Below are 15,493 nucleotides of genomic sequence, written 5' to 3'. Positions count from 1 at the left end.
CCGGTCAGCCGGTCAGGCCGCGGGCCAGGGCGTAGCCGGCGGTGGCGGCGGCGAGCCCGGCGGCGACACTGACCGACACGTTGGCCAGCGCGAGGAGTCGTCTGCCGGCCTGCGCCAGGCGCAGCGTCTCGTAGCTGAAGGTGGAGTAGGTGGTAAGCGCGCCGCAGAACCCGGTGCCCAGCAACGCGGTGACCGCCGGGCCGGCCGGCAACCCGACGAGTACGCCGAGCAGCAGCGAGCCGACCACGTTGACGGTCAGCGTTCCCCAGGGGAACGCCGAGTCGTGCCGGGACTGCACGGCCCGGTCGGTGAGGTAGCGCAGCGGTGCCCCGACGGCCGCGCCCAGCGCGATGAGCAGGACGCTCATCGGGCTGCCCTGCGCCGCAGCAGTCCGCCGGTGACGGCGTCGCCCAGCCCGACGGCGACGAGCGCCCCGAGCACCGTCGCGACCAGGTACGCCAACGCGATGCCCGGAGCACCAGCGACCAGCGCCTGTTGGACGTCCACCGCGTAGGTGGAGAACGTGGTGAACCCGCCGAGCACCCCGACCCCGAGGAGCGGGCGGGCCAGCGGGTGCCCGCCGCCGAGGTGCCCGAGCACCGCCATCAGCACGCCGATCAGCAGGCAGCCGGACAGGTTGACGCCGAAGGTCGCCCACGGGAAACCGGTCGGCGGGTGCGGGACGGCGTGTTGCAGGCCGGCCCGGGCCAGCGCGCCGAGCACCCCGCCGACCGCGATCGTGGCGAGGATCGTCGCGGGCCGGGCGGTCAGCTCCCGCCGGTCGGCGCGGACGCGTAGGTCGACGTCGGGGTCGGTACGCGGCTCGAACGGCTCTGACACGGGGCCTCCCCACCAGCACGGGCATCACTGGCAGGGACCGTTGGCGAGCGACGTCGCGGTTCTCCCGACCTGCGCGGGACGGCGGGCCCCACCGCCGGGAACCACTGCGGTTCCGGGCGTCAGCATATCGCCGCGCCCGCTCAGCGGCGCGCTCGACGGCAGGTCAACGCACGCGGCGGCGTCGGTCCGTGCCGCAGTGCCGTCGTGCCCGTGCTGCCGTGCCGGCGCGACGGCGGCGGCTCAGCGCACGGCCGCGACGGCGGCGTCCGAGCCGCCGCGCCACACCGTTCCGACCTCGGTGAACCCCGCTGCGGTGAGCGCGGTCAGGTGCCAGGACGCCGGAGGGTTCCACTCGGGGCTGTGGCCGCTCGGGTAGATGGCGTGCCGCTGGGCGACCAGCGGGGCCAGCGTCGGGTCCGCGCCGGCCCGCGCCCACCAGTCCGACCAGGACGGCACCGAGCCGGCGGCGTACCGCGCGTTGCGGCGGTCGCGTGCCCGGTCGGCCAGCCGCTTGGTCAGCTCGGGCAGGGTGTCGTCGGGCATGTGGTCGGCGTTGACGAAGATCCCGCCCGGTCGCAGCACGTCGCGGATCTCGCCGTACAGCGCGCCGAGCCGGTCGCCCGGCAACCAGTGCAGCGCGGTGGCGGTGAGCACGCCGTCGTACTCCTGGTGGGGGAGCGCCGAGCGCCACTCGCGGGTGCCGAGGTCGGCGGTGACAATGGTGGCCCGATCGGCCAGCGAGGCGCCGGCGATGGCGAGCAGTGCCGGGTCCAGATCCAGCAGGGTCACCTCGGCCCCGGGGAAGCGCGCCAAGGCCCGCAGCGAGATGGTGCCGGTGCCGCCGGCCAGGTCGAGCAGGCGTGGCGGCCGGCCATCGAGGACCGCGTCGAGGGCGTCGAGCATCGCGGTGAACCGGTGCTCCCGGTCCGGCATGTACGCCTCCTGCTGGCGGTCCCAGCTCTCCTGCCACGCCCAGGAATCCATCATGTAAGGAGTCATGCCGAACAGGCTAGTTACGTCTCGCGGCAGATGTCCAGAGCTTGTTGCACATAATTTGCAACTGCGAGAGACTGGCAACGCGATGATCAGAGGTGCGCCGGGTCGGTCATCCGCCCGGCCCGGCGCACCGCGCATTCCCGGGTCAGGTTGCCCGGTCGACGGAGGTCCCGAGCGGGCGTCGCCGGTCGACGCCCTGCCGCCTGCCGCCTGCCGCCGCCCGGCCCCGGCCCGCTACCCCGGCTCCCGACCCGCTGCCCGCTGGCCCGTCCGTCCGGCCGGCCGGCCGTCCATCCGTCCGGCGGCAGGCCGGCTGAACGGCTGAACGGCCGGCCGCGCCCGGTCGGCACCGTCCGGCCACCCGGTGATCGACTCCATGTCGCCGACATGGGGGTATCCGAGCGCCCGGTTACCCCCATGTCGGCGATGCGGTGTCGATCACGCGGGGTGCGAGCCGGGACCGTCCTGGTTACCCCCATGTCGGCGATGCGGTGTCGATCACGCGAGGTGCGAGCCGGGACCGTCCTGGTTACCCCCACGTCGGCGATGCGGTGTCGATCACGCGAGGTGCGAGCCGGGACCGTCCCGGTTACCTCTCGGATGTCGTGACCGGTCGGCGACGCAGGGGCTGGTCCGACGTCCGTCCCGCGTGGCCACACCGGACGGACGCCCGGCTGCGGCAGGATGATCGGATGCGACACGTCGTGCTGTTCCACTCCGTGTACGGGCTGCGGCCCGCCGTGCGTACCGCCGCCGACCGGATGCGCGCCGCCGGGCACCGGGTCACCACCCCCGACCTGTACGGCGTCGCGGCCACCGACACCGTCGAGGACGGCTTCGCGCTGCTCGACAAGATCGGCCACGAGGTGGTGCTCGACCGGGCCCGGGCAGCGCTGCGCGACCTGCCAGCGGAGACGGTGCTCGCCGGCTTCTCGATGGGCGCCGGTGTGGCCGGTGCGCTGCTGGCCGAACGCCCCGACTCCGCCGGTCTGCTCCTGCTGCACGGCACCGGTGGCGCGCCGGACGCGGTCCGCGCCGGGCTGCAGGTGCACCTGCACCTCGCCGACCCCGACCCGTACGACGCGCCGGACGAGGTCGATGAGTGGCAGCAGGCGATGATCGACACCGGCGCCGACCTGACGGTCTTCCGCTATCCCGGCGTGGGACACCTGTTCACCGACCCGGACCTGCCCGAGTACGCCCCGGAAGCTGCCGCGGAGGCGTGGCCGAGGGTGCTGGGGTTCCTGGCGGCCTGCTGACCGCCGGTCGGTTGTCGACCGGCGGCGGTCATCGAAGGCACCTTCGATCCAATACGTTGGGGCCTCACCCAGGTCCCCTTCGGAGAGGGTGGGGCGATGACGACGACAGCCTTCGACGGCCACGAGCGGTCACGCTGGGCCGGCCGGGCGGCGGCGTTCGACGGCAGCTTCGCCGCACTTTGTGCCCATCTCGCGCCCTCGTTGTTGGACGCCGCCAACGTCGCCGCGGGCACGCGGGTGCTCGATGTCGGCACGGGTTCCGGGACCGTGGCCGGGTTGGCCTGCGCTCGGGGCGCCACCGTTGTCGCCGTCGACGCCGAGCCCAGCATGGTGGGGTTGGCGCGCAGCCGGGTCCCGTCCGCCGACGAGGTTCGCCTCGCGGCTCTGCCCGATCTTCCGTTCCCCACCGGGCCCTTCGACGCGGCGGTGGCGAATTTCGTGCTCAACCATGTGGGCGATCCGCTGGCCGCCGTCAACGAGCTCCGACGAGTCGTCCGGCCGGGTGGCCGGATCGCGGTGACGATCTGGCCGTACCCTCCGCCCCGGGCACAGGGTCTCTGGGCCGAGATCTTCCAGGCCGCCGGGGTCGCGCGCATGACGGCTGCGCCCAAGGTGGACGCGGACAAGGACTTCCCGCGTACGTCCGATGGGTTGGCGGGTCTGCTCGACGCCGCCGGGCTCACCGGCGTGCGTTGCGGGACGGTCAGCTGGGCGCATCGCACGGACCCGGAGGCGTGGTGGAGCGGCCCGGCCAACGGCATCAGCACGCCGGGTCTGGTGATGGAGGCCCAGCCGCCAGAGATGATCTCCCGCATTCGTGCCGCATACGACGAGCTGACAACCGCCTACCGCAACACGGAAGGACTGCTGGCGCTCCCCACCGCGGCGCTGCTGGCCTCGGCGTCCGTGCCGTAGGACGACCAACCAGGGCCCGTCCCGTGGCGGCGTGCCACCGCGTCGAGAATGGGGGGCATGGAGTTTCTGTGCTATCACCGTGACCGGCCCGGCTCGGCGACGCTGCGCGACGAGCTGCGGGAAGAGCACTGGTCCTACATGGACCGGTACGCGGCGACGATGATCGCCCGTGGCCCGACATTCGTCGGCGACACGCCCACCGGGAGCGTGCACATCGTCGGTGTGCCCGATCCGGCCGCTGCTCGGGCGTTCGCCTTCGACGAGCCGAACTATCAGGCCGGCGCGTACCGGGACGTGCTGCTGCGCCGGTGGCGCAACGCGCTCGGCCGCACGATGTGGGATTTTCCTGGAGGTCGGACTGGCGGCGACCGGTACCTGGTGCTCGGCCTCGGTCGAGGGCAGGCCGCCGACCTGGCCGTGCCGCCCGACTCGCAAGACCTGATCGCGTACGGGCCGATGCTGTCCGACGACGCCGCCACGTGGCTCGGTACCGCCGCACTGGTGCGGGCGTCGGACCCGGACGCGGCGCGTGCCATCCTGACCCGGGATCGGTACGCCGACATCGAAGTGCACAACTGGCAGTTCGGCGGGCGGCCGTCCTGACCTCAGGCGGCGGCCAGATGGCCCGAACGGCGGATCAGCGGCGAAAGCGGCACCGCGCGTGCGGTGCCAGGCGGAGCGCCGACGCCGGAGAGTGGGCCGCGTCCGGCTGATCCCAGGACAGCGGGCGGCGTACGGGTCGACGCTGGGCGTCGGTCGCGGCCCGGGGACCGGTGAACACCCGTGTTGGCGGGCGGCCCCGACGAGTGGGTCGGCGGCACGGCACCGGCCGCCGCGACGGCTCGCAGGTGGCGGGAGGACGGCGGACGGCTGATACCGGGAGTCGGCGTGGCCGCTCGGGTGAGTGTCGTCGCGGTGGGGATGAGCTGGTGCACATCCTCCACGTGCGGGGCGGCGGCACGAACGGCACCAGCGCGATCCTCGCGCGGGACGGCGAGCGGCCGGACCGTGTCCAGGCGCGGGGTGTCCAGGCGCGGGACGTCGGCGGCCCGGCGGGCGAAGACGGCCCGCAGCGCGCGCGGTAGCCGCTCAGCGGCGACCTGGCGCAGAGCGGGCGCGGCGAACACGTAGCCGCCGGCGCGGCGGGGGAGCAGCAGGCCGGCGGCGACCAGGTCGCGCAGCGCCGCGGTCGACCGCCCGGGCGTCCAGCCGAGGGCCCGGTCGACGGTCGCTCCGGAGATCTCGCCGCCGAGGGTGCCGGCCGCCATCAGCACCGCCCGGTGCTCACCGCCGAACTGGTCCAGCTCCGCGCCGGCGTCCCGACGGACCGCCTCGGGCAGTTCGGGCGTCGCCGGGTCCGCGCCCGCCGTGACCGCCGCGACGTACGCGACCGCGTGCCCGGCTCGCCCGCCCACCAACGGCAGCAGCCGATCCACCAGGGCGACCGGCTGGCCGGCACGGGCCAGCAGTTGACGCAGCAGCCGGCCGGACTGCACGGTGGCCAGCGGCCGGATCGTCACCCGGCGGGCGGGGCCGGGCCGGGTGTCGGCCCACTGCGGCTGGTGCACGGTGATGACGGCCAGCGGCAGCCCGCGCGCCGTCGCCGCGCTGAACAGCGTGTGCAGGAACCGGCTCGCCGCGGGCGCAGCCCGGTCCACGTCGTCCACGGCGACGACCAACGGTCGGTCAGCGGCCAGGCGCAGCAGGACGTCCCGGCAGATCGCGGCGCCGGTCAGCGCCTCGGCCGTACCGTCCGGGGCGGCCAACAGGCGCTGCAACGCCGGCACCGCCGTGGCGACCCGGTCCGGCGCAAACAGCGGCGTCAGGGTGCCGGTCAGGCGTTCGCGGACGGTTGCCGGGCCGTCACCGTGACGGATCCCGGCGAGGCCGCGGAGCAGCTCCGCGACCGGGGCGAGGACCTGGTCCGGGTACGGCGGGCAGGCCACCACGCACCAGCGCACCGGCGTGCCGTCCACCGTGGGCAGTGCCCGGGTCAGCTCGTGCAGCAGTCGGCTGCGGCCGCTGCCGGTGGGGCCGACCAGGGACACCCAGCGGGGGCTGCGCTCGTGCAGCGCCCGGGTGAGCTGCTCGGAGATGGTGGCCAGCTCGCGGCGGCGGCCGATCAGCGGACCGTCGTGCCGGTCGGCTCTGGCGCGTACCGGGCCGACGGCGTGCCAGACCGGCATCGGCGGGACCCGGCCGCTGACCGGCACCGGTGCCAGTTGGCGTTGGGCGATCAGGCCGGCGGTGGCCCGGGCGGTGGTGGCGCAGAGCGCGACGGCGCCGTGTGGGGCGTACTCCTGAAGGCGGGCCGCAGTGGTGATCACCGCGCCGCTGGCCACGCCGTGGCCGCCGCTGACCGCGTCGCCCAGATCGACCACCACCTCGCCGGTGGCGACGCCCACGCGGACCCGCAGCCTGATGTCGTCGACCATCGGCCGACGGTCCAGCGCGGCCTGGATCTCCAGCCCCGCGCGCACCGCCCGGTACGCGTCGAAGCCGTCGGAGTGCCGTGCCCCGAACAGCGCCATCACCGCGTCGCCGACGTACTTCTCGACCACGCCCTGCCAGCGGTGCAGCACGCCGGCGACGGTGTCGAAGTACGCGCGTTGCAGGGCGCGGACGTCCTCCGGGTCGAGCCGGTCGACCAGCGCGGTGGAGCCGACGATGTCGACGAACAGCACAGTGACGGTGCGTCTCTCGGCCGGCACCGGCCAGTGTGGGTGGTCGGTTCGCTGACTGTCGGCGACAATGGTGATCATGGGTAGCGCACCGGTCCTTCCCCGCTGACGGCTGACGACCTCCGGAGATTGGCATCTGTGGGCTGACAGGGGATCTGCTGAACGACGTATGTCGGCCACACGCAACCTTTAGTCGCAATGTCGACGCGAGGAGTACCACAAGCGGCAGATGGCCGTAGAACGGTCCGGGGCGGTGTGATTAGGCTGCGTGCCATGGCCAGCGATGTGGACACCGCACCGCTCGTGGGCCGGGCCGAGCTGGTGCAGACGGTTCGGTCCGCCCTGATCGGTGACGTGGCACAGGGGCAGACGGCCGCCGTCTTCCTCACCGGCGAGAGCGGTGTGGGCAAGACGCGCCTCCTCGGTGAAATCGGTGCCGGCCTGCGTGACCAGGGCGCACTCGTGCTGACCGGCAGTTGCCTGGACATCGGCGACGCCTCCCCGCTGCACCCGTTGCTGCAGGCGCTGCGGCGTTTCGACAACGACCTGGCCCCCTCGCAGACGCGTACCTCCGCGGCGGTGCGGGGCCTGTTGCAGATGTTCGCCGACGAGACCGGCAGCCCCGACGGCGCGGGCGCGCTGCTGGAGCGGGTGTCCCGTGGGCTGCACCTGATCGCCGAGGGGCGACCGCTGGTGCTGATCCTGGACGACCTGCAGTGGGTCGACCGCAGCACCCGGCAACTCCTGCTCTACCTGCTGGCCGGTCTCGGTGACCTCCAGCTGTCCGTGCTGGCCGCGGTGCGCGCCGAGTCGTTGCAGGGCGCGCACCCGCTGCGCCGGGTGCTCACCGAGCTGCGCCGGCTGCGGACGGTGCGGGTGCTCGACCTGGCGCCGCTGGATCGCGCCGACACCGAGGTGCTCGCCGCCGCGGTGGTCGGCCGTGCGCTGGCCGCCGAGGCGGCCGAGCAGGTGTGGCAGCGCAGCGGCGGAAACCCTTTCGTCGTCGAGGAGTTGGCGCGCGATCTGCGCGACGGGCGGGACGGGCTGTCCGAGACGCTGCGGGAGATCTTCCTCGACCGGGTGGACGCGCTGCCGCAGCACGCGCACGCCGTGGTGCACGCGGTGGCCGCTGGCGTGGAGCCGGTGCAGCACTGGCTGCTGGCCGAGGTGTTGCGGCTGCCGGAGGAGGAGCTGATCGACGCGGCCCGCGCCGCCGTCGCCCACCGGCTGCTGGTCGGTGCCGACGACGGCTACCGGCTGCGACACCGTCTCGTCGCCGAGGTGCTGGCACACGAACTGCTCCCGGCCGAACGCTCCGGGCTGCACCGTCGCTACGCCGAGGCGCTGACGGCGGCGCCGGGCGAGCTGCACCAGGCCCGGTTGGCGCATCACTGGCGGCTGGCCGGCGAGCCGGCCCGGGCGTTGCCGGCGGCGGTGGCCGCGGCACAGGAGGCCGAGCGGCTGCACGGCTACGCCGAGGCGCACCGGCACTGGTCGGCGGCGTTGCAGTTGGCCGGCGACTCGGGTTCGGTGGCGGCCGACCGCGTCGAGCTGCTCGGCAACGCGGCCGAATCGGCCCACCACTGCGGGGAGCACGCCCGCGCGCTGGCCCTGCTGGAGGAACTGGCCGAGGTGCAGGGCGGGGAGCCGACCTGCGCGCTGCACATCCGCCGGGCCCGTTACCTGGCCGCGGCGGGGCGTTCGGCGCTGGCCGAGGAGGAGTACGAGCGGGCGCTGGAGGCGGCGGACTGCTCGCCGCGCGAGCGGGCCACCGCCGCCGCGCGCCTCGCCGAGCTGCTGCTGCACCTAGGCCGGTACGCGGACGCCGGGCAGCGGGCCCGGGAGGCGCTGGCACTGGCCGCCGACGTGGAGGGCTCGGCCACCGAGGTGGTGTTGGCCAGCTCGGCGCTGGGCTTCAGCGACGCCTGCCTGGAGGACCCGGAGGCCGGGCTGGCCGTCATGCGCCAGGCCCTCGACACCGCCGAACGCGCCGGTCAGCCGGAGGACGTGGCCTGCGCGTACCTGCACCTGGCGGAGCTGTTGACCGGGCCACTGAACATCCTCGAGGAGGGGGTGGTGGTGGCCCGGCGGGGCGCCGAGCGGGTGGCCGAGCTGGGTCTGGGCCGTACCTGGGAGACCCGGCTGCTGGCCATCGCCACCAACGGGCTGTTCCGGGTGGGCCAGTGGGCCGAGGCGGAGAAGGTGGTCGCCGCCGCGCTGCGACACCGACCGTCCGGAGCGGACGCTGTCGAGCTGCTGCTGGCCCGCTGCCGGCTCTCGGTGGGCTACGGCGACATCGAGGCCGCCGACCGGGACCTCGACGCGGTCGCGACAGTGCTCGCCGGTGGTGGCGCCCGACACGTCATCCCGCTGCTCACCCTGCGCGCCGGACTGGCCATGTGGGAGGGCCGGCACGACGTGGCGCGGCAGGCGGTGCAGCGCGGCCTGATCGAGAGCCGTTCGGACGACGTCACGATCCTGTCCGCGCTGGTCTGGCACGGCCTGCGCGCCGAGGCGGAGGCGCACGCGAGCCGTACCGTCGAGGTGGACCCCACGGCGGTACGTCGGCTGCGCGACGTGGCCGACCGCGTCGCTCGCAAGAGTCTCTCCGCGGCCCCGCCGGTGCGGTCGGTGGTGGACGGCTTCCTGGCCCTCTGCGCCGCCGAGGTGAGCCGCCTCGACGGCAGCGACCCGGAGCTGTGGGCCACCTCGGCCGCCGAGTGGGACCGGCGTAACCACCCCTACCCGGCGGCGTACTCGCGGCTGCGGCAGGCCGAGGCCCTGCTGGCCCGGCGCAGTCGGCTGGCCACCGCCGGCCGGCTGCTCCGTGAGGCGTACCAGATGGCGCAGGGGTTGGGCGCGGTGCCGTTGACCTCGGAGATCCGGGAGTTGGCCGGGCGGGCCCGGGTGCCGCTGCAGGAACACGACAACGCCGGCGCCCGGGGCGGCGCGCCGGCCGAGTCGGTCGACGACGATCTGGCCGCACTCACCGCGCGCGAGCGTGAGGTGCTCGCCCTGGTCGCCGAGGGGTTGACCAACAAGGAGATCGGGCAGCGGCTGTTCATCAGCGAGCGGACGATCGGCGTGCACGTGTCGCACATCTTCGACAAGCTCCAGGTCCGCACCCGGGTCCAGGCCAGCGCGATCCAGCTGCGCAACGGGCGCGGCTGACCGGCCGGTCCGTCAGCGGCGCCTGTGCGCGCCGGATACGTCGTTCTACTGATCCCGCGTACGGGTGGCGGCTGAGAGGCTGTGCCCCGTCGACGGCGGCACAGTGGTGCTGCGCACACCATGGAGGAGAGATGACCGAACCGGTCTGGGGGCCTGTCCACCGGGACATCGTCGACCTGCTCGCCGATCACCCCGCGGACGTGCCGGCGGTGGTCGATCACCTCACGAAGCTCCAGGACATGCTGGTGCGACTGCCGCCGTTGGAGGAGAGCTGCCCGCTCGCCGACTTCAACAAGCTCTACCTGACGATCACCAGCAGCGTGCTCGACGGCCTGTACGACGACCGTTTCGTCGACCCGGTGTTCCTCTCGCGGCTGGACGTCGAGTTCGCCGCCCGGTACTTCGACGCGATGCGGCTGTGGACCGACTCCAGCCCCGGCACGCCGAAGGCGTGGTCGTGCCTCTTCGAGCGGATGCGCGGGCCGGACGCCCGTCCGTTGCCGTCGGCGGCGGCCGGCGTGAACGCGCACATCAACTTCGACCTGCCGTTCGCGCTGGTGACGACGTTCGACCACCTGGAGTCGGAGCCGGTCGACGGCAGCGACCAGCACCACGACTACCTAGAGATCAACAACATCTTCGCGGACAAGATCCCCGGTCTGCGCCGCGGCTACCTGGAGCGGTGGCAGCTGCTGATCGACATGCTCAACGGTGAGATCGACGACTGGTACCAGGGGGAACTGGTCGAGTACACCCGCGATGTCGCCTGGCGCAACGCGCAGAGGATCTGGCGGTGCCGGCACGATCCGGACGCCCACGAACGTGAGCGCAGGCGGTTGGACAACAACGCCGCCGCGCTCGGCCGGCTGCTGCTCTCGCCCCTGGGGGCGTTCCTGCAGTAGCCGGGACGGGGGGTCCCCGCGTTCCGCCCGGTGGGGGGCGGCGGAGCGCGGGGGCGCGTCCCGTCCGCTCCGCCCACCCCGCGTTCGTGTTCCGCGGCGCGGGGGGAGGTGGCCGGTCGGCCTCGGGGGGTGTCGACCGTCCGCCGCCGTCGGCCGGCCCGGGGGGTGCCGGCCGGCGGGGGAGCGGCCTGGCGTCGGCCGAAAATCCAGGGTGTCGGGGGGCCGGTACGGGGTACGCCCGCGCCATGACCGTCCTGGCCCGGCGCCGGCCCGCCGCCCGACCCCGGCCCGCCCGACCCGGCCCGCTGCGCCCGGGTGGCCCGGTGCCCCGGCCCGCCGCCCGGCCGGGTGCGCGATGACCGGCACCCCGATCCGGTTCCCGTTCCGCTTCGACCCGGTGTTCCGCCCCGCGCTGGCGCTGCTGGGTGTCCGGCCGGCGACCGCCTGGGTCGCGGTCACCGAGCGGGATCTGCTGATCCGGTACGGGCCGTGGCGCCTGCGGACCGACCGACGGAACGTGACCGCCGCCGAGGTGACCGGCCCGTACCGCTGGTGGCGGGTGATCGGCCCGCACCTGTCGCTGGCCGACGGTGGTGTGAGCTTCGGCAGCAGCACGGCCGGCGGCCTCTGCCTGCGCTTCGGCGTACCGGTGCCGGCCCTGGCGCCCGGGGGGTGGCCCCGGCATCCGGCGGCCACGGTGACCGTGGCCGACCCACCCGCGCTGAGTCGGCTGCTCAGCGCACCGGACCGACCCTGAGCAGGCCATCCACGTGCCCGGTTCCGCCGGTCGGGCCGTGGGCTACCGCCTACCGTCGGATCAGAACCTGCGAGGGTGGGACGGGCGATGGCTGACGAGCACCAGGGGAGACCGCGACGGTGGAGCGGCCGACGCCACACATCGACCGGGCCGGACCCGGCGCTGCGCGCCGCCCGCGACCCGGCCCGCCCGCATCGGGGCGGCCGCCGGGGTGTCGTGGTGCCCGAGCGGGTCGCCAGCCCGGCCCGGTCGGCGCCGCCGACGAGCCCGCTGCGCCGGTGGCTGTTCCAGCACCAGGTGCAGCCGCCCGGCCCGGAGACGGCCGAGGGGCAGAACCGCCGGCACGCCTGGTGGCAGGTGATGTGCCTGACCGGGGTGGACTACTTCTCCACCCTGTCGTACCTGCCGGGCATCGCGGCGGTGGCGGCCGGTGCGCTCTCCCCGCTGGCGACGCTGCTGATCGTCGCGCTCACCCTGTTCGGCATGCTGCCGATGTACCGCCGGGTGGCCCAGGAGAGCCCGCACGGGCAGGGCTCGGTGGCGATGCTGGAGCGGCTGTTGCCGTTCTGGCGGGGCAAGATCTTCGTGCTGGTGCTGCTCGGGTTCGTGGCCACCTCGTGGATCATCACGATCACCCTGTCGTCGGCCGACGCCACCGTGCACCTGCTGGAGAACCCGTACCTGCCGGACGCCATGCACGGCCCCGTCGTCCCGGTCGTGGTCACGGTCGTGCTGCTGCTCGTCCTCGGCGGGGTGTTCCTGCTCGGGTTCCGCGAGGCGGTGGTGGTCGCGATCCCGCTGGTGGCGGTCTTCCTGCTGCTCAACGCGGTGATCGTGGTGGTCGCGGTGTCCCGGATCGTCGCCGACCCGGCCATCGTGTCGGACTGGACCGCGGCGCTGACCGAGGGCGGCGCTGGCCCGGGCCAGGTGCTCCTCACCGCCGTGCTGGCCTTCCCGCTGCTGGTGCTGGGCCTGTCCGGGTTCGAGACCGGGGTCAGCATGATGCCCCTGGTGGCGGCCGACGGGCCGGACCGGCAGGCCCGGCTGGCGGCCCGGATCCGCAACACCCGCCGGCTGCTCACCACCGCCGCGCTGATCATGTCGGTCTACCTGATCTCGACGACGTTCGTGACCACCGCGCTCATCCCGGCCGAGGAGTTCAGCCCGGGCGGCGGCGCGAACGGCCGGGCGCTGGCCTTCTTGGCGCACGCCTACCTCGGCGAGGCCTTCGGCACGATCTACGACGTGAGCAGCGTCTTCATCCTGTGGTTCGCCGGCGCCTCGGCGATGGCCGGGTTGATCAACATCGTGCCGCGGTACCTGCCGTCGTACGGCATGGCCCCGGAGTGGGCTCGGGCGGTGCGCCCCGTGGTGATCGTCTACACCGTGGTCAGCGTCGCCATCACGATCGCCTTCCGGGCCGACGTCAACGCCCAGGCCGGCGCGTACGCGACAGGCATCCTGGCGATGATGGTCTCCGGCGCGGTGGCGGTGACCATCTCCGCGGCCCGCCGCCACCAACGCCGTGCCGCCGTCGGCTTCAGCGTGCTGAGCCTGGTGCTGCTGTACGCGCTGATCGAGAACGTCTTCGAGCAGCCGGACGGGATCACCATCTCGGCGCTGTTCATCCTCGGCATCGTCGCGGTGTCGCTGATCTCCCGGATCACCCGGACCACCGAACTGCGGGCCGAGCGGATCGAGTTCGACGAGCCGGCCCGCCGGTTCATCACCGAGTCGTTGGCCCACGACGGGCAACTGCACCTGATCGCCAACAAGCGGCAGAACGGCTCGCTGAAGGAGTACACGATCAAGGAGCGTGCGCAGCGGGGGATGAACCCGGTGCCCGGCGCCGCCGACGTGCTGTTCCTGGAGATCGACGTGGTGGACCCGTCGGAGTTCAGTCAGGTGCTGCGGGTGCACGGGGTCGAGGTGGGCGGCTTCCGGCTGCTGCGGGCCAGCAGCCCGGCCGCGCCGAACGCGATCGCCGCGATCCTGCTGGCGTTGCGGGACGCCACCGGGGTCCGGCCGCACGCGCACTTCGAGTGGTCGGAGGGGAGCCCGATCGCGCACCTGCTGCGCTATCTGATCCTCGGCCGGGGTGACACCCCACCGGTCGTACGGGAGATCCTGCGCCGTACCGAGCCGGATCCGTCACGTCGACCGGGCATCCACGTCGGCGGGTGAGTTGCGCACCATCTGGTGAAGAAAAAGATGAATGACAGCGTTCTTCACGTTCACACCTTCCTGTCCGTATTGCGGACATATCGTGACGTTTGGTGGTCGGCGGTTCGTCGAGTGCCCCGCGCCCGGATCGGCGCGCGGTCACGTTTACGCAGCCAGGAAGGCAGGCACCCTGATGTCCACGTACCAAGGAGGAGACCCGGCACGACCCAGACGGCGGTCCCGATGGTTCTTAGCCGGCGGCTTCCTGGCCGGGAGCCTGGTGGTGGGGGCGGCCGGAGTGGCGGGCGTCGCCGCCGCGGCCGACCGCGACCTTTCGCTCCCGGGCCTGGGCAGGCTCAGCGCCGCGGCCCGCGAGGACGACCGGCGGGTCGACGACCGGCCGGAGCGTGCCGGCGACGACGCCGCGCGGGCCCCACGACAGGCGCCGGGCACCGGCAGGCGTGGCGTGGTCGAGGTGCCCTGCGACCCGGCAAAGCTGGTGGCGGCGCTGGTGACGGCCAACGCGGAGGGCGGCGGGGAGCTGCGGCTCGCGCCGAAGTGCCGCTACACCCTCGCCGACGCGTTCCAGGAGAAGGACCAGTATGACGGTGGGATCCGCGACGCACGGGAGGCGGCCGACGCCGCGGAGACCCCCGGTGACGCGGAAGCGCCGCCGCGCAACCCGGCCGACGACACCGCTGGCCTGCCGGTGATCTACCAGCCCATCACGATCGACGGGGCGGGCGCCACCATCGCCCGGGACGCCCAGGCCGCCGCGTTCCGATTCTTCACCGTCCGCGACGGTGGCGAGCTGACCCTGCGCGACGTGGAACTGCACAACGGCCGCTCGGCCATCGAGGGTGGCAGCCTGCACGTGGTGCACGGCGCGACCGCCGTGGTGGAGCGCGTCACCGTCACGCAGAGCACGTCGCTGTCGCCCGAGGGTGGCGGCGGTGGCTTCTTCAACGACGGCAACATGGTGGTCACCGACTCCACGTTCATCGGCAACAGCGCCGCCGGCGCCGCGGGCAAGGGCGGGGGCCTGCTCAACGGTGGTGTGCTGACGCTGAAGCGCTCCGAGTTCCACCGCAACAGCGCCAACGCGTACGGCGGCGGGCTGGGTAACTACCGGGGCGCGGCCGAGGTGGAGGGCGTCTCCTTCACCCAGAACAGTGCCGTGCAGGGCGGCGGGCTTGCCAGCTTCTCGGCCCGGACGAAGGTCTTCGACACCGAGCTGTTGAACAACACCGCGCAGATCGGTGGCGGCGCCGCGAACTCCGACGCGGTGCTGGTGATGCGCAAGATGACCATCCGCGGTAACACGTCCACCGTCAACGGTGGCGGCATCTCGACCGTGAAGGGCCTGACGCCGCTCGACGACAGCGTGGTCGACGGCAACACCACCCACGGCCTCGGTGGCGGCATCTACGCCGAGAAGGCGAACCTGCTGGTACGCGGCAGCGACGTGACCCGCAACGAGGCGGTCGGTGCGACGTCCAAGGGTGGCGGCATCTACGCCACGGCGGGCTCGGTGGCGCTCTACACCAGCAAGGTCACCCACAACGCGGCGACGGTGAAGCCCGGCGGCATCTTCGCCTCGCACGCCCAGGTCAAGCTCGACGACGAGAGCGTGGTCGTCGAGAACGAGCCGACCAACTGCGAGGGCAGCGCCGTGCCGATCTCGCACTGCTTCCGCTGAGCGTCAGACGCGCTACCCACCCCGAGCCGTGCTGGCGGTGGCGCCGCAGTGGCGGGACCGGATCGAACCGCTGGTGGTCTCCTGGGAGCAGGAGGCCGGCTTCCCGGCCC

At 73.6% G+C, this 15,493-nt stretch carries 12 protein-coding genes; 8 read left to right on the top strand and 4 right to left on the bottom strand.

Annotated elements, in window-relative coordinates:
- Positions 1-4 precede the first annotated feature (4 nt).
- From crcB to ABZ780_RS31055, 3 genes are all read right to left on the bottom strand, one after another.
- The gene (gene crcB / locus ABZ780_RS31065) at positions 5-367 is read right to left on the bottom strand and encodes a fluoride efflux transporter CrcB (RefSeq protein WP_357488313.1); all 363 of its coding nucleotides are present in this window, start codon (positions 365-367) and stop codon (positions 5-7) included.
- Complete coding sequence (locus tag ABZ780_RS31060) at positions 364-840, bottom strand: CrcB family protein (protein WP_357488312.1); 477 nt, start codon at positions 838-840, stop codon at positions 364-366. The genes crcB and ABZ780_RS31060 overlap by 4 nt, the downstream gene beginning before the upstream one ends.
- 240 nt (positions 841-1,080) lie before the next feature.
- Positions 1,081-1,839, bottom strand: coding sequence for a class I SAM-dependent methyltransferase (locus ABZ780_RS31055; RefSeq protein ID WP_357488311.1), 759 nt, complete (start codon positions 1,837-1,839; stop codon positions 1,081-1,083).
- Positions 1,840-2,528: 689 nt separating this feature from the next.
- On the opposite strand from ABZ780_RS31055, the gene ABZ780_RS31050 reads away from it, so the two are divergent.
- The 3 genes from ABZ780_RS31050 (at position 2,529) to ABZ780_RS31040 (ending at position 4,613) form a co-directional block, all read left to right on the top strand.
- Complete coding sequence (locus ABZ780_RS31050) at positions 2,529-3,095, top strand: dienelactone hydrolase family protein (RefSeq protein WP_357488310.1); 567 nt, start codon at positions 2,529-2,531, stop codon at positions 3,093-3,095.
- A 96-nt stretch (positions 3,096-3,191) separates the two neighbouring features.
- A complete protein-coding gene (locus tag ABZ780_RS31045; protein ID WP_357488309.1) occupies positions 3,192-4,010 on the top strand; it encodes a class I SAM-dependent methyltransferase in 819 nt (272 codons plus the stop codon).
- Between the two features lie 57 nt (positions 4,011-4,067).
- Positions 4,068-4,613, top strand: coding sequence for a YciI family protein (locus ABZ780_RS31040; RefSeq protein ID WP_357000629.1), 546 nt, complete (start codon positions 4,068-4,070; stop codon positions 4,611-4,613).
- A 2-nt stretch (positions 4,614-4,615) separates the two neighbouring features.
- On the opposite strand, the gene ABZ780_RS31035 is transcribed toward ABZ780_RS31040, so the two are convergent.
- Positions 4,616-6,772, bottom strand: coding sequence for an adenylate/guanylate cyclase domain-containing protein (locus ABZ780_RS31035; protein ID WP_357488308.1), 2,157 nt, complete (start codon positions 6,770-6,772; stop codon positions 4,616-4,618).
- A gap of 192 nt (positions 6,773-6,964) precedes the next feature.
- Here ABZ780_RS31035 and ABZ780_RS31030 point away from each other — a divergent pair, with 192 nt between their 5' ends.
- The 5 genes from ABZ780_RS31030 (at position 6,965) to ABZ780_RS31010 (ending at position 15,383) form a co-directional block, all read left to right on the top strand.
- Positions 6,965-9,862, top strand: coding sequence for an AAA family ATPase (locus ABZ780_RS31030; protein ID WP_357000633.1), 2,898 nt, complete (start codon positions 6,965-6,967; stop codon positions 9,860-9,862).
- A 131-nt stretch (positions 9,863-9,993) separates the two neighbouring features.
- The gene (locus ABZ780_RS31025; RefSeq protein WP_357000636.1) at positions 9,994-10,764 is read left to right on the top strand and encodes a DUF5995 family protein; all 771 of its coding nucleotides are present in this window, start codon (positions 9,994-9,996) and stop codon (positions 10,762-10,764) included.
- A gap of 355 nt (positions 10,765-11,119) precedes the next feature.
- Positions 11,120-11,521: a hypothetical protein gene (locus ABZ780_RS31020; protein ID WP_357000637.1), complete on the top strand. Its 402-nt coding sequence runs from the start codon at positions 11,120-11,122 to the stop codon at positions 11,519-11,521.
- 87 nt (positions 11,522-11,608) lie between these two features.
- A complete protein-coding gene (locus tag ABZ780_RS31015; protein ID WP_357488307.1) occupies positions 11,609-13,705 on the top strand; it encodes an amino acid transporter in 2,097 nt (698 codons plus the stop codon).
- Between the two features lie 172 nt (positions 13,706-13,877).
- Entirely contained in the window at positions 13,878-15,383 is a 1,506-nt protein-coding gene (locus ABZ780_RS31010) for a hypothetical protein (RefSeq protein ID WP_357488306.1), read from the top strand.
- The last annotated feature ends 110 nt before the right edge of the window (positions 15,384-15,493 follow it).

Origin of the sequence: Micromonospora sp. NPDC047467, from assembly GCF_040643095.1 — a bacterium.
GTDB lineage: Bacteria > Actinomycetota > Actinomycetes > Mycobacteriales > Micromonosporaceae > Micromonospora.
The sequence above is the reverse complement of the archived record's forward strand: the minus strand, read 5'-3'. Positions and strand labels throughout refer to the sequence as shown.